The organism is Paenarthrobacter sp. TE4293 (assembly GCF_050435325.1).
Lineage (GTDB): Bacteria > Actinomycetota > Actinomycetes > Actinomycetales > Micrococcaceae > Arthrobacter > Arthrobacter nitroguajacolicus_C.
The window spans coordinates 189,968-208,603 of the sequence record NZ_JBNJRY010000006.1 but is presented as its reverse complement, the minus strand read 5'-3'; the positions used below and the strand labels follow the sequence as shown (position 1 = coordinate 208,603).

At 63.3% G+C, this 18,636-nt stretch carries 16 protein-coding genes; 4 read left to right on the top strand and 12 right to left on the bottom strand.

The window, feature by feature from the left end:
• Positions 1 to 20: 20 nt before the first annotated feature.
• Both aceB and aceA read right to left on the bottom strand, forming a co-directional pair.
• Positions 21 to 1,673, bottom strand: a complete 1,653-nt coding sequence (gene aceB, locus QF015_RS13995) for a malate synthase A (RefSeq protein ID WP_429389717.1) — start codon at positions 1,671 to 1,673, stop codon at positions 21 to 23.
• A 214-nt stretch (positions 1,674 to 1,887) separates the two neighbouring features.
• Complete coding sequence (aceA, locus tag QF015_RS13990) at positions 1,888 to 3,225, bottom strand: isocitrate lyase (RefSeq protein ID WP_224166395.1); 1,338 nt, start codon at positions 3,223 to 3,225, stop codon at positions 1,888 to 1,890.
• A gap of 155 nt (positions 3,226 to 3,380) precedes the next feature.
• Here aceA and QF015_RS13985 point away from each other — a divergent pair, with 155 nt between their 5' ends.
• Together QF015_RS13985 and QF015_RS13980 are read left to right on the top strand one after the other, a co-directional pair.
• On the top strand, positions 3,381 to 4,895 hold the full coding sequence (locus QF015_RS13985; protein ID WP_310202803.1) for a helix-turn-helix domain-containing protein: 1,515 nt from the start codon (positions 3,381 to 3,383) through the stop codon (positions 4,893 to 4,895).
• A 140-nt stretch (positions 4,896 to 5,035) separates the two neighbouring features.
• On the top strand, positions 5,036 to 6,337 hold the full coding sequence (locus QF015_RS13980; protein WP_429389715.1) for a serpin family protein: 1,302 nt from the start codon (positions 5,036 to 5,038) through the stop codon (positions 6,335 to 6,337).
• A gap of 99 nt (positions 6,338 to 6,436) precedes the next feature.
• Here QF015_RS13980 and QF015_RS13975 read toward each other — a convergent pair whose 3' ends face one another.
• Entirely contained in the window at positions 6,437 to 7,051 is a 615-nt protein-coding gene (locus QF015_RS13975) for a TetR/AcrR family transcriptional regulator (RefSeq protein ID WP_429389713.1), read from the bottom strand.
• 301 nt (positions 7,052 to 7,352) lie between these two features.
• Here QF015_RS13975 and QF015_RS13970 point away from each other — a divergent pair, with 301 nt between their 5' ends.
• Positions 7,353 to 8,282, top strand: coding sequence for a cytochrome b/b6 domain-containing protein (locus QF015_RS13970; protein WP_310202796.1), 930 nt, complete (start codon positions 7,353 to 7,355; stop codon positions 8,280 to 8,282).
• Between the two features lie 62 nt (positions 8,283 to 8,344).
• Here the strand turns inward: QF015_RS13970 and QF015_RS13965 are convergent, their stop codons facing one another.
• The 8 genes from QF015_RS13965 to QF015_RS13930 all read right to left on the bottom strand — a co-directional run bounded on the left by QF015_RS13965 (position 8,345) and on the right by QF015_RS13930 (position 16,207).
• Positions 8,345 to 9,181, bottom strand: coding sequence for a hydroxymethylpyrimidine/phosphomethylpyrimidine kinase (locus QF015_RS13965; RefSeq protein WP_429389711.1), 837 nt, complete (start codon positions 9,179 to 9,181; stop codon positions 8,345 to 8,347).
• A gap of 52 nt (positions 9,182 to 9,233) precedes the next feature.
• Positions 9,234 to 10,202 (bottom strand): TAXI family TRAP transporter solute-binding subunit, encoded by a 969-nt coding sequence (locus QF015_RS13960; RefSeq protein WP_310202792.1) that lies wholly within the window; start codon positions 10,200 to 10,202, stop codon positions 9,234 to 9,236.
• On the bottom strand, positions 10,195 to 11,607 hold the full coding sequence (locus tag QF015_RS13955; protein WP_429389708.1) for a HAMP domain-containing sensor histidine kinase: 1,413 nt from the start codon (positions 11,605 to 11,607) through the stop codon (positions 10,195 to 10,197). Before QF015_RS13955 ends, QF015_RS13960 begins: the two co-directional genes overlap by 8 nt.
• Positions 11,604 to 12,266 (bottom strand): response regulator transcription factor, encoded by a 663-nt coding sequence (locus tag QF015_RS13950; RefSeq protein WP_310202789.1) that lies wholly within the window; start codon positions 12,264 to 12,266, stop codon positions 11,604 to 11,606. The genes QF015_RS13955 and QF015_RS13950 overlap by 4 nt, the downstream gene beginning before the upstream one ends.
• Positions 12,267 to 12,396: 130 nt before the next feature.
• Positions 12,397 to 13,806, bottom strand: coding sequence for an MFS transporter (locus QF015_RS13945; RefSeq protein ID WP_429389706.1), 1,410 nt, complete (start codon positions 13,804 to 13,806; stop codon positions 12,397 to 12,399).
• A gap of 252 nt (positions 13,807 to 14,058) precedes the next feature.
• On the bottom strand, positions 14,059 to 14,523 hold the full coding sequence (locus QF015_RS13940; protein WP_429389704.1) for a hypothetical protein: 465 nt from the start codon (positions 14,521 to 14,523) through the stop codon (positions 14,059 to 14,061).
• A gap of 110 nt (positions 14,524 to 14,633) precedes the next feature.
• Positions 14,634 to 15,548, bottom strand: coding sequence for a TIGR01777 family oxidoreductase (locus QF015_RS13935; RefSeq protein ID WP_429389702.1), 915 nt, complete (start codon positions 15,546 to 15,548; stop codon positions 14,634 to 14,636).
• On the bottom strand, positions 15,545 to 16,207 hold the full coding sequence (locus QF015_RS13930) for a TetR/AcrR family transcriptional regulator (protein ID WP_429389700.1): 663 nt from the start codon (positions 16,205 to 16,207) through the stop codon (positions 15,545 to 15,547). The genes QF015_RS13935 and QF015_RS13930 overlap by 4 nt, the downstream gene beginning before the upstream one ends.
• A gap of 310 nt (positions 16,208 to 16,517) precedes the next feature.
• On the opposite strand from QF015_RS13930, the gene QF015_RS13925 reads away from it, so the two are divergent.
• Complete coding sequence (locus QF015_RS13925) at positions 16,518 to 17,228, top strand: queuosine precursor transporter (RefSeq protein WP_429389698.1); 711 nt, start codon at positions 16,518 to 16,520, stop codon at positions 17,226 to 17,228.
• 93 nt (positions 17,229 to 17,321) lie between these two features.
• Here QF015_RS13925 and tgt read toward each other — a convergent pair whose 3' ends face one another.
• Entirely contained in the window at positions 17,322 to 18,632 is a 1,311-nt protein-coding gene (gene tgt, locus QF015_RS13920; RefSeq protein ID WP_429389696.1) for a tRNA guanosine(34) transglycosylase Tgt, read from the bottom strand.
• Between the last annotated feature and the right edge of the window lie 4 nt (positions 18,633 to 18,636).

Sequence of the window (18,636 nt, the reverse complement as noted above, 5' to 3'; positions counted from 1 at the left end):
ACCTTCCGAGGTCACTGAACCTAGGCGGCGACGAGTTCCTCCTCCGTGGCCTCTTCCCGGGCCTCGGTGAGGAATCGTGCGTAGGCCGGGATGGTCAGGAAGGTGGGGAATTCCTCGGCCAGGGTTACTTCTTCGAAGATGGCCCGGGCATCAGCGAAGCGGTCTCCGTCGAAGCGTTCCAGGCGGGCGAACTCCTCGTCCAGCATGTCCTCCACCCATTCGCGGGTGATGATGTCGCCGTGCTCGGTGATGGCGTGGGAGTGGATCCACTGCCACAGCTGGGAACGTGAGATCTCCGCGGTGGCGGCGTCTTCCATGAGGTTGTGGATGGCCACAGCTCCGTTGCCGCGCAACCAGGACTCGATGTAGCGGATGCCTACCTCGATGTTCTGGCGTATCCCGGTTTCGGTGATGGTGCCTTCCGTGCTGGCGATGTCGATCAGCGCACGATCATCCGGGGTGACATCCTCGCGGGAGCGGTCCAGCTGGTTGGGGCGGTCTCCGAGAACTGAGTCGAACACTTCCCGGCATACCGGCACGAGGTCCGGGTGGGCCACCCAGGAACCATCGAAGCCGTCGTTGGCTTCCCGGGTCTTGTCGGCACGGACTTTCTCGAACGACGCAGTGTTGGCGGCTTCGTCCTTGCGGTTGGGAACAGCGGCAGCCATGCCACCGATCGCCATGGCACCCCGGCGGTGGCAAGCGCGGACCAGTTGCTCGGTGTAGGCGCGCATGAACGGCTGGGTCATGGTCACCTGGCCTCGGTCCGGGAGCACGAAACGCGGTCCGCGGGTACGGAAATTCTTGATCAGCGAGAAGATGTAGTCCCACCGTCCGGCGTTCAAACCGCTCGCGTGGTCCCGCAGTTCGTACAGGATCTCCTCCATCTCGAACGCGGCCGTGATGGTTTCGATCAGCACGGTGGCGCGGATGGTGCCCTGCGGGATGCCCAGCAAGTCCTGGGCCAGGACGAAGATGTCATTCCACAGGCGTGCCTCGAGGTGGTTCTCGATCTTCGGCAGGTAGAAGTACGGGCCCTTGCCCTGGGCCAGCAGACGGCGGGCGTTGTGGAAGAAGAACAAACCGAAGTCCACGATGCCACCGGCGATCGGCTTGCCGTCAATCAGCATGTGCTTCTCGGGCAGGTGCCAGCCACGGGGACGGACCACGATGGTGGGCAGGTCCTCGGCCGCCTTGAGCTTGTACTCCTTGCCCTCAGGGGAGGTGAAGTCAATCCGGCGCTCCAGTGCGTCCGTCAGGTTCAGCTGTCCCTGGATCACGTTGCGCCAAGTGGGCGTGGAGGAGTCCTCCATGTCCGCCAGCCATACCTTGGCACCGGAGTTCAGGGCGTTGATGGTCATCTTCTTATCCACGGGACCGGTGATCTCGACGCGACGGTCCTCCAAACCCGGTGCCGGGGGAGCGACGCGCCAGCTGGGGTCGTTGCGGATGCCCTCGGTCTCCGGCAGGAAACGGGGATCCTGGCCTCCGGAGATCTGGTTCCGGCGGGCATGCCGGGCCTGCATCAGCTCCTGACGACGATCGGCCGTAGCCCGGTGCAACTTGCCAATGAACTCAAGCGCATCCGGCGTGAGGACCTCGTTCTGCCGGCACATGGGCTGCGCGGTCAAAGTGATGCCATTGATAGTGAAGTTGTCAGTGAAGCTGTTCATGTCAATCTCTCCTATGAGAAGCAAATGTTCGACGGCGGCTCTTCGGTTGCGTGGGCACGAGGCCAAGGAGCCGGTGCCGCGGCAGCCTGCGTAAAAGGGGCCCTGCGTCCCGGTCCGGCCTCGCTCAGCGAGGTCGAAACCGGGACGTGGGGAATAGCAGGCAGAGCGGTACCGTTCCGCAGGCCCGAGGCGACAGCCGCCGTCGGGCGTTTGATTAGTGGAACTGGCCTTCTTCGGTGGATCCCACCAGGGCCAAAGTGGATGCGTTCGGGTTGAGCGCAGTTGCGATGTCGTCGAAGTAGCCGGTGCCGACTTCGCGCTGGTGCTTGGTGGCGGTGTAGCCGCGGGATTCGGAGGCGAATTCCTTTTCCTGGAGCTCGACGTAGGCGCTCATGCCTTCACGGGCGTAACCGTGGGCGAGGTCGAACATCGAGTAGTTCAGGGCGTGGAAGCCGGCCAGGGTGATGAACTGGAACGTGAAGCCCATGGCACCGAGTTCGCGCTGGAACTTGGCGATGGTGGTGTCGTCCAGGTGCTTGCGCCAGTTGAAGGACGGGGAGCAGTTGTAGGAGAGCATCTGGTCCGGGAACTCAGCCTTGACCGATTCGGCGAACTTGCGTGCGAGCTCCAGGTCCGGGGTGCCGGTCTCCATCCAGATGAGGTCGGAGTACGGGGCGTAGGCCTTGGCGCGGGCGATGCAGGGTTCGATGCCGTTGCGGACCTTGTAGAAGCCCTCGGCGGTACGAACCGGCTGTCCACCTTCGCGGAGGATGAATTCCTGGTCGCGCTCGTCAACGTCGGAGGTGATCAAGGTTGCGGCTTCGGCGTCGGTACGGGCAATGACGACAGTCGGGGTGCCGGCGACGTCGGCGGCCAGGCGGGCTGCGTTGAGGGTCCGGATGTGCTGCTGGGTGGGGATCAGGACCTTGCCGCCCAGGTGGCCGCACTTCTTTTCGGAAGCGAGCTGGTCTTCCCAGTGAACGCCCGAGGCACCTGCGGTGATCATGGATTTCATGAGTTCGTAGGCGTTCAGCGGGCCACCGAAGCCGGCTTCGGCGTCGGCGACGATCGGGACGAGCCAGTCCTCAACGGTTTTGACACCCTCGGCATATTCGATCTGGTCTGCGCGGAGCAGGGCGTTGTTGATGCGGCGGACCACCTGGGGTACCGAGTTGGCCGGGTACAGTGACTGGTCCGGGTAGGTCTGACCCGAGAGGTTGGCATCGGCGGCCACCTGCCAACCGGAAAGGTAGATGGCGCGGAGGCCGGCCTTGACCTGCTGAACGGCCTGGTTGCCGGTCAGGGCACCGAGCGCGTTGGTGTAGCCGCCGGTGGGAGCTTCCTCGGTGAGCTGCTTCCAGAGCTTCTCCGAACCGCGGCGGGCCAGGGTGTGTTCTTCGGAGACGCGACCCCGGAGGCGGACGACGTCGGTGGCCGAGTAATCACGGGTGACGCCTTCCCACCGCGGGTTGGCGGACCATTCAAGTTCCAGCGCTGCGGCCTGCTGCTCTGCAGTCTGTGCGGATTCTGCTGGTTCAAACGATGCGGTCATTGCATGTCTCCTAATATCCAAGCGGGGCTCCCAGGGCCGGCCTCCGCTGCGCCTTTGCTGCATCGGCCGGCTTACCCGGGATCTGTATTTCTTTTTCGTAAGACTCACTTTTCTGCACTTCCAATGGACTTGCTAGAGGAAAACTATGGAAAGAAATGCACTTCTTCGCGTATTCTCAAGAAATGTCGCCTGTGAGCTGGAATCGCGAAGTCGCGTCGCCGTCGTTGTCCCCTGCGTCCCCTGAACTGGACGTCATCAGCCTTGGCCGCCGCGTGCGCCATCTGCGCAAGCAGGCCGGACTGACGCTGGACGACTTGAGTGCCGCAGTCGGGACCGCGCCAAGCCAGCTGAGCCTGATCGAAAACGGCAAGCGCGAACCCAAGCTGGGGCTGCTGCAGCAGCTGGCCGCCTCACTCAATGTGAGCATCGATCAGCTGCTCGGGGCGGAGCCGCCCAGCCGTCGCGCGGCCCTGGAAATCGAGCTGGAGCGATACCAGCGCGGGCCGCTGTACGAGTCCCTGAACCTGCCCAAAATCCGCATCAGCTCGCGGCTTCCGCTTGATGTGCTGGAGTCGCAGGTGGGGCTGCTTCAGGAGCTTGAACGCAAACTCAATGAGCAGGTCGCGACGCCGGAAGAGGCCCGCCGCGCGAACGGCGAGTTGCGTGCCATGATGCGCGAGCGCGGTAACTATTTCCCGGAGTATGAGGCCGAGGCGCAGAAGGTCCTCAAAGGGGTTGGTTACACGGCCGGTCCGCTCAGCCAGCACGTCATTGCGGACATCGCAGAGAACCTCGGCTTTTCGCTCCATCACGTGGGCGATCTGCCGCACTCCACCCGTTCCGTGACCGACTTGAAGAACCGCAGAATTTATCTGACACAGAACCAGCGGCAGGATCACGACCCGCGCTCTGTTTTGCTCCAGGCGCTGGGACACTACGTCCTGGGGCATGAAACTCCGCGGAACTACGGGGATTTCCTGGCCCAGCGCGTTGCGACCAACTACTTTGCCGCGGCTTTGCTGCTGCCGGAGCAGGCCACGGTCGAATTCCTCCAGAAGGCCAAGGCCGCCAAGGAAATCGCCGTGGAGGACATCCGCGACGCCTTCGCTGTGTCCTACGAGACCGCCGCGCACCGTTTCACCAACCTGGCCACGAAGCACCTGGGCATCACCACGCATTTCCAGAAGACCCACCAGTCCGGCATCATCTACAAGGCGTACGAGAACGACGGCGTGACCTTCCCGCAGGACCACACGGGAGCGATTGAGGGGCAGCCGTCGTGCAAGGCCTGGACGTCGCGGGCGGTGTTCGATGTGCCGGACAAGTTCAGTGCCTACAGCCAGTACACGGACACTCCGTCGGGCACGTATTGGTGCACGGCCCGTACGGAGCGCTCCGCAGCCGGGGAGTTTTCACTGAGCATCGGAGTGCCGTACCAGCACGTGAAGTGGTTCCGTGGCCGGGAAACCACGGCTCGTGCCACGTCCAACTGCCCGGATCCTCATTGCTGCAAGCGTCCGCCGGCCTCCTTGGCGAACGAGTGGGCCGGTAACGCGTGGCCCTCCGCACGCGCACATTCGCACCTGCTGGCCGCCATGCCTCCCGGAGCCTTCCCCGGCGTGGACGAGACCGAGGTGTATTCCTTCCTGGCGGCGCACTCCGAACGCTGACGCTCTCTCACCTTTGGCGTGTTGTGGTTGGACGCTCTCTCACCTTTCGGCATCATTTGGCGATCCTTCTCTCGTATCCCGTGAGTTTCCCCGCGAAAAGGGGCACCATGTGAGGACAACGCCAAGCAGGGGGATGCGTCATGAATTCGGTCCGGAAGATGGCCGCGGCCATCGCGGCAGCCGCCGTGGTGAGTGGCTCGAGTATGGTCACGGCCTGCGCGCCGCAACCAGCCGGCGTCGGACTCTTAACCGCCGACGGCGTGACTCGCGTTTCAGTCCAGGCAACGGACTATTCGGCGCAGCTTGAGGCCTTCAACGTCTCCGCGCGGAAGCTTGGTGTCGTGCTGTTGGCTGATGGCGGCGACGCGGCGAACGGGAACGTGGTGTCCTCACCGGCGAGTTTGCTGATTGGGCTGAGCATGCTTCGGGCGGGGGCTTCCGGTGCTACGGCGGCGGAAATGGACGCAGCGCTCGGGTTACCCGCCCAAGGCCGGGATGAAGCCATGAACGCCGTCCTCGCCGCTCTCGAAGAGTTCGGCGGCGACCCTGGCTCGGTGGACGAGGACAACCCGCCGCGCAAACCCGTGATGCACGCTGCCAACGGGCTGTTCGTGGATCAAGGCGTGCCCACGGGCGAGGCCTACCTCACCACGCTCGCGGAGCACTTCGGCACGGGCGTATACCCAGTGAACTTTCAGGACGAGGCCGTCACCGGACCGGCTATCGACCAGTGGGTCAGCAGGAACACCGGCGGGCGGATCAAGAAGGCACCCGCACAGTACAGCCCGGACAACACGTTCAGCCTGCTCAACGCCCTCTACTTCGCTGCAGCCTGGCAAACTCCTTTCGACGCAAACGACACCTCCGACCGCCCCTTTACCAAGGCAGGGGGTGAAGTGATCAACGTGCCAACCATGCACGCAGGCATCGCCATGGCCTACGCGGAGGCCCCCGGATGGAAGGCCGTGGACTTGCCCTACGCCGAGGGTTTCGTCATGCGGCTGGTACTGCCCGCCGACGGTGCGCCGGGTTCGGATGGGCCGGCTGCGGTTTCTGCGGAGGTGCTTTCGCAAGCAGCGGATATGCTTTCCGGTGCAAAGCAGGAGATGGTCCAGATCACCCTGCCCAAGTGGGACCACAAGACCACGTTCGAACTGCGCAAAGTCTTCGAAACACTCGGACTCAACGAGATGCTCGCCACGGACAAGGATTTCGATTCGATCCAGCAGGGCATGAAGCTGACCCAAGCGGCCCAGGCAGCCAACATCACCGTCGCGGAGAAAGGGACCATTGCTTCCGCGGTGACCCAGATCAATGCAGATGCGTCCAGTGCGTTGGTCCCCGAACGGCAGATGATTCTCGATCACCCGTTCCACTACCAGATTGTGCACGTCGAGACGGGAATGCCGCTGTTCACCGGGTGGGTAGCGGACCCGCGTTAGGTCGGGAGGTGAGAGAGCGTTCGGTGGAAGCAGGCGGGAGGTGAGAGAGCGTTCGGTGGAAGCAGGCGGGAGGTGAGAGAGCGTTCGGTGGAAGCCCGGCTAGCGGACCAGACGCTGCACCAGCACCGCGGCGGCTTCGACAACCTCGTCCGCCTCGCGCTTGGTGGCGCTAAGGGCCACCTCCTGGCCGGACACCGTCACGATGTCAGTGATCACCGCGACCGTGAGCCTGCCGAGCGTGTCATCGCTGGCGCCGAGGAGTACCGAATTTTGCCGGACCCACTCGCGTCCGCGTTCACGCCGCAGAACCTCGAAGCCCGGGGGAGTGTCGCCCTCAATGAACACGCGCTCCAGGGCCCGATGCTTCCAGGTGTAGTCGAAGTAGCTGCGACTGCCGACGTCGAACAGTGCCAAGGGATCGTCTTCGCCGGCTTTGCGGGCCTTGGCCACAGCGGCAGCCACCAGTCGCTCGTGTTCATTTTGGTAGTCGTCCCACAACGCAAGGAAGAGCTCTGTCTTCCCACCGAAGTGGTGATAGAGGCTGCCCACGCTTGAACCTGCGCGGGCCACGATGTCTGAGATGCTCGCATCGGTAAACCCATGGTCCACGAACACGCTGGCGGCCGCGTCAAGCAAAGTGCGCTGGGTGGCTGCTGTCCGGGTCCATTGCCAGGAGCCCGCGGTGCTGGCCACTTCGGAAGTTTTCCGGACCATGCAGGGCTCCTCTCCCAAGCGGAACGTAGACCGGAGTGTCGAACGGCCATTTTTTGGAATCATACCCCTGAAAGAATCCACAGGACCACCATCAAGCCTTGACTGACCCAGGAACCACGGGAAATAATTCTGGAAGTCTGTTCTAGAAATATGTATTGCGGCATGTATCCGAATGCTGCGATTTTTGACGTCGGACGCCCCGAAACCCGGGTGCCGTTTTCACCGTCGGGCTGCAACTGGTTGAATCGCTATATAGCGCCAACTGGTCGCAGCCAAACAAGCCAGAGAGGAACGCGGCCTGATGTCCGTTTCAAGCAAGTCGTCCGGGATCACGTCGAACAGGTGGTTCAAACCCGTCGTCGTCACCGCAGGAGCTTTGGTGGTGGCACTGATCCTGGTGCTCGTTGCGCAATGGCTGCGGACCCTACAGCCCGTGCAGCAGTTCCTCACCGATTACCCTGGGCACTCGGCCATTCCTGAAGGCACTCCCACGGGGTTTCCCGCCTGGCTTGGCTGGCAGCACTTCCTCAACATGTTCTTCATCGTCCTGATCATCCGGTCGGGCTGGCAGGTGCGGACCACCACCCGTCCGCCGGCGTATTGGACCCGGAACAACAAGGGCCTCATCAAAACGAAGAACCCACCCAGCAAGATCAGCCTGGACCTCTGGTTCCACCTGACGTTGGATGCCCTCTGGGTCCTGAACGGCATCATCTTCATCGTGCTGCTCTTTGCTACGGGGCAATGGCTGAGGATCGTCCCCACCAACTGGGACGTCTTCCCGAACGCTGTCTCCGCCGGCTTGCAGTATGCCTCGTTGAACTGGCCCGTTGAAAATGGCTGGAACAACTACAACAGCCTCCAGCTCCTGACCTACTTCATCACGGTCTTCATCGCTGCGCCGCTGGCCATTATCACGGGCATCCGGATGTCCGGAGCTTGGCCCAAGAAGGCTGCGATCAACAAGTTCTACCCGATCGAACTGGCCCGCAAGATCCACTTCCCGGTGATGATCTACTTCGTGGCCTTCGTGATCGTCCACGTGACCCTGGTGCTGGCCACCGGCGCGCTGAACAACCTGAACCACATGTACGCCTCCAACAACGACTACAGCTGGTGGGGCTTCGGCATCTTTGCAGCATCCATCGTCTTCACGGCTGCTGCCTGGTTCCTGGCCCGGCCCCTCTTCCTGCGCCCCGTCGCCTCACTGATGGGCAAGGTCTCGCGCTGACCCTGACGCAAAGAAAAACAGCCGCCCCGGAACACTCCGGGGCGGCTGTTTTCACATAAGGGCTAGGAAAGTGCCCCGCCCTGCCACAGCGCATCAAAGGGCGCACCCGAAGCCACGCGGTTCTTGATGCCGGCGGTCACGAACGCCTTCGCGGTGCGGGCCGCTTCCAGGGGTGTGGCGCCCTTGGCCAACTCTGCGGTCACGGCAGCGGCAAGCGAGCAGCCGGCACCGGATACGGCAACCTCGCCAACCTTCGGGGCGCGCAGGACTTCCAGCGTCCCGCCGTCGTAGTAAACGTCGACAGCGTCAGGGCCTTCCAGCCGAACCCCGCCCTTGGCAAGGACTGCTGCGCCGCTGATCTCATGGATGCGGACGGCGGCAGCCTTGAGCGACGCTTCGTCGGTAATGGTGAGTCCGGACAGCGACTCGGCTTCGAAGTGGTTCGGAGTGACAAACGTTGCCAGCGGAAGGATCTGCGCCTTCAAAGCCTGGTCGGTGTCCAGTGCGTGGCCCGGCTCCTGGCCTTTGCAGATCAACACGGGATCCAGCACAACGTGCTTGAACGAGCCGCCCGTCAGGGCCTTCTCCACCGTGCTGATGGTTGCCGGGCTTCCGAGCATGCCGATCTTCACGGTGTCCAACACCGACGGTGCGCCGGAAGCGGCACCGTATGCCGCCGTCGTCGCTTCCAATTGGTCCGCGATGACCTGCTGGTCCACCGGCACAAAGCGGTGGTTCCAGTTGTCCTGCGGGTTGAAGGAAACAATGCACGTGAGGTTCGCAATGCCGAACACTCCGAGTTCCTGGAAAGTCTTGAGGTCCGCTTGCGCGCCGGCGCCACCGGTCGCTTCGGAGCCGGCGATGGTCAGGGCAATGGCAGGGGCAACGGCTGAAGTCATGGTTTCCATTTTGCCAGTTGCCCGGCCGTGCACCGACTTCGGGCTCCGTCCACTAGCCGTGCAGAGCCCGGTAAGCTGCCTGCGCCGCCGGATGCAAGGGCACTCCGGCTGTGTTGATCAGTGTCTCGGGGCTAAGGAACTGCACGCCGGTGCTCGACTTCGGAACCAGGTCCTGGGCTTGCTCCACCAGCAGCTCCACGGTCTGTCGAACAATGTGGTCGGCCAGATCCCTGCGGCAAAGGAGGAGGTTCGCGACGCCGATGGTCCACACAGCGGGTGCGTCTCCGTAGCTGTTCGAGGGGATGAGGACGCGGTCGTAGAAGAACCCCGACTGGGTCCGTGTTGCCTGAATGAGGTCGGAGAGGTCCAAGAGCCGGACGCCCATGTCCTGGGCAGCGGCGGCGATGGGAGCCGTGGGGACCCCTCCGGATTGGATCATGACGTCAATGGAACCGTCCTGCAGCGAAGCCAGTGCCTGATTCAGGCCGAGGTTCACCTGCTTTAGAGCGCGGCCCGGGTCGGACAGCCCAGCGGCCCTGATAATGCGTCCAGCCGTCAGGGTAGTTCCCGAGCCCACTTCGCCCACGCCTGCGGTCTTCCCGGCGAGGTCGGCGAAGGTGCGGATGCCGCTGTCCTCCCGCACGATGCAGTGGACGTAGTTCTGGTAGACCTTGCCCAGCGCCACCAGGCCCTCTCCGGACCGGCTGGTTGCCGCTGCTTGGGCGGCGGCATCGGCCAGTGCGACGGCGAAGGTCGCCTCGCCGGACAGGACCCGCTGGATGTTCTCAAGACTCCCGCCTGTCGTGAGCGCAACGGCCCGTTCGGCGACGCGCTCCCGCTGCAGCAGGTCAGCGAGCAGGGTGGCGAACTCCAGGTAAAAGCCGCCTGATTCGCCACCGGCAACAGTGAGCTCCTGTGGGCGTTCCTCCGGCGTGCAGGCGGCAGTTGATCCGAGCAGACCGCCCAGGCCAAGAGCGATGGCCGTTTTGAGGGCGCTTCGCCGGGACAGCTGATCACGCATCCACGTCCTCCTCCGGCTTCGCGAATTCGAGGCGTGCCGTTAACCCGTGTGGATCCCGCGGCTCCAGGACCAGCTTCGCGCCATTCGCTTCCGCCAGCCGTTCCACGATGGGCATGCCCAGTCCGTTCCCGGGGATCCTGCTGTGCTGCGGCGCCCGCCAAAACCTGGTGGTGGACGCAGCGAGCTGTTCGGCTGGGAGGCCGGGACCGTCATCGGAAATAACGACGGCGGTGCCTCCTTGCGTTTGCCGGGTCGCCACGGTGATGGTGGCGCCGGGGGCGTACTTGATGGCGTTGGTGAGGAGCTCGCCCACCATGTGCGCGAGTTCGTCTGGGTCGCAGGCGAGCTGGATTTCGGCTGCGGGGGCCTCCAAGGTCAGCTGCGACCCGGCATTCTTGGCTGCCGGCAAGGCCCGTTCCACTTCGCCCTGCAGGACTGGGAAAGGATCAATGACGGCGTGGCGCTGGTGCTCCGCTTGGTCCGCACGAGTAGCCCCTTCAAAGGCGCGGTGTTCCGCGGCGGCCAGCTTCAGCACGCCGTCGAGCATTTCCTCCACGCGCTCCAGTTCCGCAACCACGCCGGCTGCCGCAGCCTTTTCCGGGGCGCCCTGGAGCTCCAGCTGCAGCAGGTCGATCCGAAGGCGCAATGCTCCCACGGGATTGCGAAGCTGGTGGGACGTATCGGCGATGAGCCTGCGCTGCGACTCCATGCTCTCGGACACGGTATCGGCCATGGCGGTGAAGGATCGGCTCAGCTCACGCAGCTCCGGCGGGCCCGCCTCCGGAAGTTGGCTCGTTTTGCCGGTCGTTTCCAGCTCGTGGACGGCCTTGCTCAGTCTGTGGACCGGACGAAGGACCCAGCCCGTAATGCGCCATGCCGCCACCAAGAGCAGCGCACCCAGCGCCACAGCAGCAAGCACGACGACGAGCCACCGCTCACGTAGCTTCTGCCGGGCGGCGTCGAGGTCGACTTCAAGCACCACCTCGCCGAGGACTTGGCTGGCGGTGCCGAAGGACCTGGAGATGATGTCGTTACCGGCGCCGAAAGCACGGATGGGGTTGAGGGTGGTGTCGCTGAGGTTGAGGCTGGCCCTGTTGAGCGCGTCCCTGACCTCGGGCTGATCCTCGCTGAGGCCGCCAGAGCGGATGATTTTTTCCTGGAGCCGGATCAGGATTCCTTCGCCGTAAAGCTCGGAATAGCGGTCCATTTCCCGCTGTAGTTGGGTGGTGTTGCTGTCCTCCGCCGCGTCGCTGGCCAGCTGCGCGAAGCGGTTGAGCGCTGCGACGCGGTTGATCTGCAGTTCCTGGGTGAGCTCCCGGCTGGCGGATGTGAGGATCACGCTGGACACCGTCACCACAATGATCACCACCAGCAGGCTCAAGATGCCGAGGACCCGGACTTTCACGGTTGCTCGACCCGGTAACCGACGCCTCGGACGTTGATGATGAACCCGGGGAGCTGAAGTTTGGACCTCAGGCCGGTCAGGTGAACGTCCAAGGACCGTGAATGAGCCAGGAACGCGTCGCCCCAGAGTGCGTCCAGGAGCTGCTCGCGGGTAACCACGGAACCTGCGTTCCTGACGAGGAGGCTTAGGAGGTCGAACTCTGTTGCCGTAAGGGCGAGTTGCCGTTCGCCGACGGCGGCCACGCGGCGGTCCAGGTCTACCTTGAGTTCACCGAGGACGATGTTGTGCGGTGCTTCCTGACCGGAGCGATTGGTTCGACGGGTCACGGCTTCGATCCTGGCGAGTAATTCCACGAGCTTCACGGGCTTGACCAGATAGTCGTCGGCCCCCGAACGAAGGCCCAGGACAACGCTTCTCTCGTCATCTCGTGCCGTCAGGATCAGGATGGGAACTGTTGTGACTTGGCGCAGCTTCCGCAGTACGTCCAAGCCGTCCATGTCCGGAAGGCCAAGGTCCAGCAGGATCACCTCGTGCTGCCGGTGGGCCAGGAGTGCGTCCTCGCCGCGGGATACCCTGGTGTGTTTGTGCCCGGCGGAGGCGACGGCTGCGCTCAAGGCCGACGCCATGGCGTCGTCATCCTCGACGATGAGCACGTGCACTGTCTGGTCCTTCGGCTTGCGGGCTGGTTCGGAGGTGGTGGTTCGCTACTAGAGCTTAACGTTGTGAGGCCCGCTCTGCGCCCTTCGGAGGTTCCAAAGTGCGCAGAGCGGGCCTCGCAAGGCAGCCAGGTTAAGCGTCGACGCGGGCTTTCGTGCCGTCGTCGTCCTTCGCAGCGCCCTTCGCAGCGGCCTTGGCCGCGAAGGCGTTGCCCTGCTCCACATCCAGGTGCGTGGACTTTTTGTTCTTCAGAGCGAAGATGTACACCAGCAGCGAGATGAAAATGGCTGCCGTGACGTAGGTGAAGAACAGGTCCACCTGGTCCGACTTCTGCAACGCAGCACCGATCAGCGGGACGGTGCCGCCGAACAACGAGTTGGCAATTGCGTAACCGAGTCCCACGCCGAGGGCGCGGATCGATGCCGGGAACAGTTCAGCCTTCACCAGTGCGTTGATGGACGTGTAGCCGCCAACCATGAGCAGGCCGCCGAGCATCAGCAGGAATGCGATGAACGGATCCTTGGTGCCGGAAAGGGTGGACAGCAGAGGCCAGGTGAACAGCACGCCGGTGACACCGAACCAGATCAGCAGCGGCTTGCGGCCCACCTTGTCCGAGATCAGGCCGTAGACAGGCTGCAGCAGCATGAAGATGAACAGTGCCCAGAAGTTGATGACGGAGGTATCGGTCTTGGCGATGCCGGACGTATCGTTCATGAACTTCAGGATGAAGTTGGTGTACGTGTAGAACGCCACGGTGCCGCCAAGGGTGATACCGATGCAGATCAGCAGCGGCTTCCAGTGCTTGGTGAGCAGCAGCTTCATGGTGCCAGGCTGTGCTTCGCCCTCAACCTTGACGTGTGCGGCGCGGAGTTGATCGGAAGAGAGGGTCTCTTCCATCGAACGGCGGAGCCAGAGAACCACCAGGGCTGCAACACCACCGATGGCGAACGGAATCCGCCAGCCCCACGCGGTGAGGTCTTCCTTGCTCATGGTGTTCTGAAGGATCACGAGTACCAGCAGGGCCAGCATCTGGCCGCCGATCAACGTCACGTACTGGAAGCTGGAGAAGAAGCCGCGGCGCTTGGCCGTCGCAGCCTCGGACATGTACGTGGCGCTGGTGCCGTATTCCCCGCCGACAGAGAAGCCCTGCACAACGCGGATGAACACCAGCAAGATCAGTGCCCAGAGTCCGATCACGTCCTGCGTCGGAAGAATCGCGATGGCGAAGGAGCCGGCCGACATCAGCGTCACACTGAGTGTCAGCGCAGCTTTACGGCCCTTGCGGTCGGCGTACCGGCCGAAGAACCAGCTACCGATCGGACGCATGAGGAACGACGTCGAGAAGACCGCCATCGCCTCAAGACCGGCCTGCAGGTCGTCCGAGGAGTTGAAAAAGTGCGATTGGAAATACGCCGCGAATACCGTATAGACGTAGAGGTCGAACCACTCCACGAGGTTGCCCGCGGAGCCCTTGAGGATATTGCTCACGGCCTTGCGTGTCTGGGCGGCTTCGCTCAGAGGTGCAGCTTGCTGGGTGCTCATCAATGAACCTTCCTGGACGGCAGCGTTTTGCGGCGGCCGTGTCTTGCATGAGTTCGTTCTGTCCATGAAGCTCGTGCTCATGGCGTCCTTGCGCATGGCTCTTCGTCGACTAAGAAAGGCCCTCTTGGGGTGAAGAGGACGTATTCCAAACTATGGGTGATGCACGGCACAGCCCTAGCTCGCGGGGGATTTCCTAACACTTCCTTAGGTTTCGGGTGAGGCCGTACAGTGCTCGACGGCGGCCGCTCGCCTTCAGTTCCCTCGGGGTTTGGGCATGCCGGCGTCGTTGAGGTGCACCAGCTTCCACGCGGCGAGACGGCCAACACCGGCGGCGACGGCGATGGACAACGAGAACAGCACCGGACCGGTTGGCGAGAGTCCACCAAACGGGGCACACATAAGCAGACTCCCGGCGAAAAATGCGGCAACATGAAACCACTGATTCCGGACCCGCCGCAGGGCCAAGCCGAAAAGGGACCCCGCCGCAGCGCCGATTGCCCAGACGGGGAGGAAGCTGTAGATGAAGAAGATGATGGCCCACTCCGGACTCTGACTGGACAGCAAAATGCAGAACGTCAGGTGCGCCACGGCGATTCCCATAGCCAGTCCTTTGCCACCGAGCACCACCCGGTCCTTGGACCCGTATCGCCAGCCACTGGATGGGACTGGCGCTGCCAGCCCGTACTCATTTTCGTCGGTCCATGGTTCTTGGCTCATGGCTACCTTCCTGGTGAGGTGAGAGAGGGTTCGGCTGGAGGGGCGGTTAGGTGAGAGAGGGTTCGGCTGGAGGGGCGGTTAGGTGAGAGAGGGTTTGGCTGGAGGGGCGGTTAGGTGAGAGAGGGTTTGGGGTGCGCTTTGTCGATGTGGTTGAGGGCACCGGCCAGGGTTGGGTGCTCAAACGCGAACCCGGCGTCGAGCAGTTTCCGGGGCTCCACCCAGCGGCTTTTGAGGACCAGCTCGGTCTGGGTCCGAATGAGGACCGCCCCTGCCTCAAGCAGCCAGGCCGGCGTTGGCATGCCAAAAGGGACACCCATGCTTTGCCGGACCAGTGACATCAGTTCGCGGTTGTCCACAGGGTAAGGGGTTGCCGCGTTCACCGGGCCGGTCAACTCACCGTGAGCGTCAACGAACAGCACAGTGCGGAACAAGTCCTCCACATGGATCCAGCTGAACTTCTGCGTGCCCGGGCCCATGTGACCGCCCAGGCCAAACCGGGCAAGGTTCCGGAGGGGGCTCATGACGCCACCGGCCCCCAACACGATCGCAATGCGAAGGGGCACCTTCCGAGTGTCCGGGGCAACGGCAGTCGCCAATTCGTCTTCCCAGGCACGGGCCACGTCCACGGAGAAGCCGCTGCCCAGCTCACCTGAGACCTCGGACTGTGGATGATCTTCGGCGTGCCGGTAGATGGTGCCGGTACTTGAGTTGATCCAGGTCCTGGGCGGTTCGGCGCACGCAGCCGCAGCCCGGCCCAACGTCCGCGTGGTCAGAACCCGGGAGTCCAAGATCTCGCGCCGATGCCGCTCGTCGTAACGGCAATTCACGGACCGTCCGGCGAGGTTCACCAGCAGTTCGGCGCCGTTCAGCACTTTGGTGATGGCGGCGTCGTCGTCCCACTGCGCGTCAGCCGACGCGCCACGCCCAACGGTCCGGACCTGCCACCCCTCCTCAAGAAACCGCCGCTGGAAGTAGCTGCCGATGAATCCAGTCGCGCCTGCGATCACCACGGTCCGCGGCTTCACGAGTCCTCCTTGACGTTGCGGACGAGTCCCAGGACGTCGTCGAAGACCTTGCTGACTCCCGGAATCTTCGCGAGCGACAGGCCGCGGGCCACCAGAGGTGCGGCACCGTCGATCAGCTTGCGGGTGCGGCGTTGGCCCTCGGATTGGTCGTAAACCCAGAACAGCGCGACGCCCATATAGGCCAGCCACAGCAGTTCGGGCAGGTCGCCGCGCAGCTTTTTCGCGACAGCGGGGGAGGAACCCTCGACGGCGGACCGGAAGATCGCGAGCGAGGCCTCGCGGGCGGCGGTGGACGCCTTGCCGAACGGGTTGACGGGCGACGACGGTCGGATCGCCGTCGCGATGAAGTCCGAACCGAACTGGTGGTATGGCTCCATGACATCGATGCCGGTGTGGAGCACAGCCTTGAGTCGGCTTGCGAGATCCTGAACGCCGTCGAGTGCCTTGGCTGCGACGACTGCGTGTTCATCCTGGACCTGGATGTACAGCTCCTGGACCAGTTCGTCCTTGGACGCGAAGTAATAGTAGGCGTTGCCGACCGAGACTCCGGCCTCCTGTGCGATGGCGCGCATGGTGGTCTTTTCGAAGCCGACCTCGCGGAACATCTTCAGGGCGACGTCGGCCACCAGTTGGCGGGTCTGCTCACTTTTTGCTGCCATTCGATTCCCCGTTGATTGTTTTGAACGTGTTCAAGTTTGAGTATCGCACAGTTTCTGAACGCGTTCAAAAGAAGCGGGGGCGGGAGGTGAGAGGGCGTTGGTGGGGAGGGGGTGGGAGGTGAGAGGGCGTTGGTGGGGAGGGGGTGGGAGGTGAGAGGGCGTTGGTGGGGAGGGGGTGGGAGGTGAGAGGGCGTTGGTGGGTGGGAGAATAGGACCGGTGCCGGGCCGAAAGCCCCACCAACCACAGTGCTAATACAGCGGGGCACCTCACCCAAGGAGCCTGCGCCAACCACTACGAAATGGATGACCCATGCCCTCGCCTTCCGGCTCCAGTACTTTGAGTAAGCCCGCTCCGCGCTTCGCTTCAATCGGTTCCCCGTATTTCGGGATCATGTTGGCCGTCATGGCCGTGGTGCTGATCCTGTCCAATATCGGCGCGTCGAAGGGTGTGGTGCTCGGACCGATCATCACCGACGGCGGGTTCTTCCTGTTCCCGCTGGCCTACATCCTGGGCGATGTCATGAGCGAGGTCTACGGCTTCAAGGTCGCGCGCAAGGCCATCATTACCTCGTTCGCGCTCTCCGTGTTCGCGTCCCTCTGCTACTGGATCATCATCGTGCTTCCCGGCTTCACCGATGAGTACGGAACGGCCAAGCAGGCAGCCATCGAAGGCGCGCTTGGACCCGTCCCGCAGATCGTCCTCGCCTCGCTGCTCGCCTTCCTGGCAGGGCAGACCATCAACTCCTGGATACTGGTGAAGATGAAGGCCCGCACGGGCGAGAAGAGCCTCTGGGCCCGCCTGATGGGGTCCTCGGTGGTGGGCGAATTCGTGGACACCCTGATCTTCTGCAGCATCGCGGCGTCGGTCATTGGCATCACTGACGCGGGCTCATTCTTCAACTACGTCCTGGTGGGCTTCGTCTACAAGACCGCCGTGGAGTTCCTGTTCGTGCCGGTCACCGTGCTGGTTGTCGGCTGGATCAAGAAGCGCGAGCCCAGCTACGGGGTAGCCGCGGCCTAGGCTTGCGCCGAGTTCGCTGGAACCGTGTGAGTTCGCCGGAATCTTCCGCACGCGCACGCACGCTTCCCGCGATCTCGGCGCCGGAGCGCCACCCTACGAGTAGTACCGGCCCAGCGTCTCGGCCTTGAACTCGAAGAAATCCCCGGATTCGATGGCCAAGCGGGCGTCGTCCACCATCTTCACCACGAAGCGCTCATTGTGGATGGAGATCAGGGTGGCCGAGAGCATTTCCTTGGCCTTGAACAAGTGGTGGATGTAAGCCCGCGAGTAGTTCACGCAGGTGTAGCAGTCGCAGCCGTCCTGCAGGGGTCCGAAGTCCGTTTTGTACTTCGCACCCGACAGGTTGAACCGGCCAAACGGTGTGTAGAACGCGGAATTCCGGGCCACGCGGGTGGGGGAAACGCAGTCGAAAGTGTCTGCGCCGTTCTCGATCGCGGTGAAGATGTCGTCCGGTTCGGAGATCCCCAGCAGGTGCCGGGGCTTGTCCTCGGGAAGTTCCTCGTTGCACCAGCGCACGATCGTGCCCAGGTTTTCCTTCTCCAGTGCGCCGCCGATCCCGTACCCATCAAAGGGCATGGCACCAAGATCCTGGCAGGCCTTCCGCCGGAGGTCCTCGTACTGCGCGCCCTGGATCACGCCGAACAACGCCTGGTACGGCTTGCCCGCACGGGAAGAGGTCAGGGACGCGTGCTCCTCCAGGCACCGAAGCGCCCATAGCCGCGTCCGTTCCAACGACTCTTCCTGGTACGCCCGCGAATTCTGCAGCGTGGTCAGCTCGTCGAAGGCGAACATGATGTCCGCGCCGATCTGGTGCTGGACCTGCATGGAGATCTCGGGGGAGAAACGGTGCCTGTCCCCGTTCAGGTGCGACTTGAACCAGACGCCGTCATCGTCAATGTGCGCCAGCCGTTCCTTGCCCGGTGCTACGGCGTCGTCGGGTCCGGATGAATCGACGTTCTTCATGTCAATGACCTTCTTGAACCCCGAGCCCAGGCTCATCACCTGGAATCCCCCGGAGTCGGTGACGGTCGGCCCGGACCAGTTCATGAACGCGCCCAGCCCACCGGCGGCGTCGAGGATCTCCGGACCCGGCTGCAAGTACAGGTGGTACGCGTTGGCAAGCACAGCCTGGGCACCGAGTTCGGCGATGGACTCAGGCAGCACTGCTTTCACGGTGGCTTTGGTCCCGACGGCGATGAACGCGGGAGTCTGGATGGTCCCGTGCGGTGTGGTGATGGTTCCGGTGCGGCCCAGGAACGCGCCGCCGTTGGCGTCGACGTGAGCGTCCGACGGCGAGCACGTTTCAGTCAGGCGCTTGCCCACCGAAAAGGAGAACTCGGATTGCCGATCGGACAGACCGGGCAGCGCAGGGGAGGATGCAGGAGCAGATGAGGAAGCTGGCACGCTA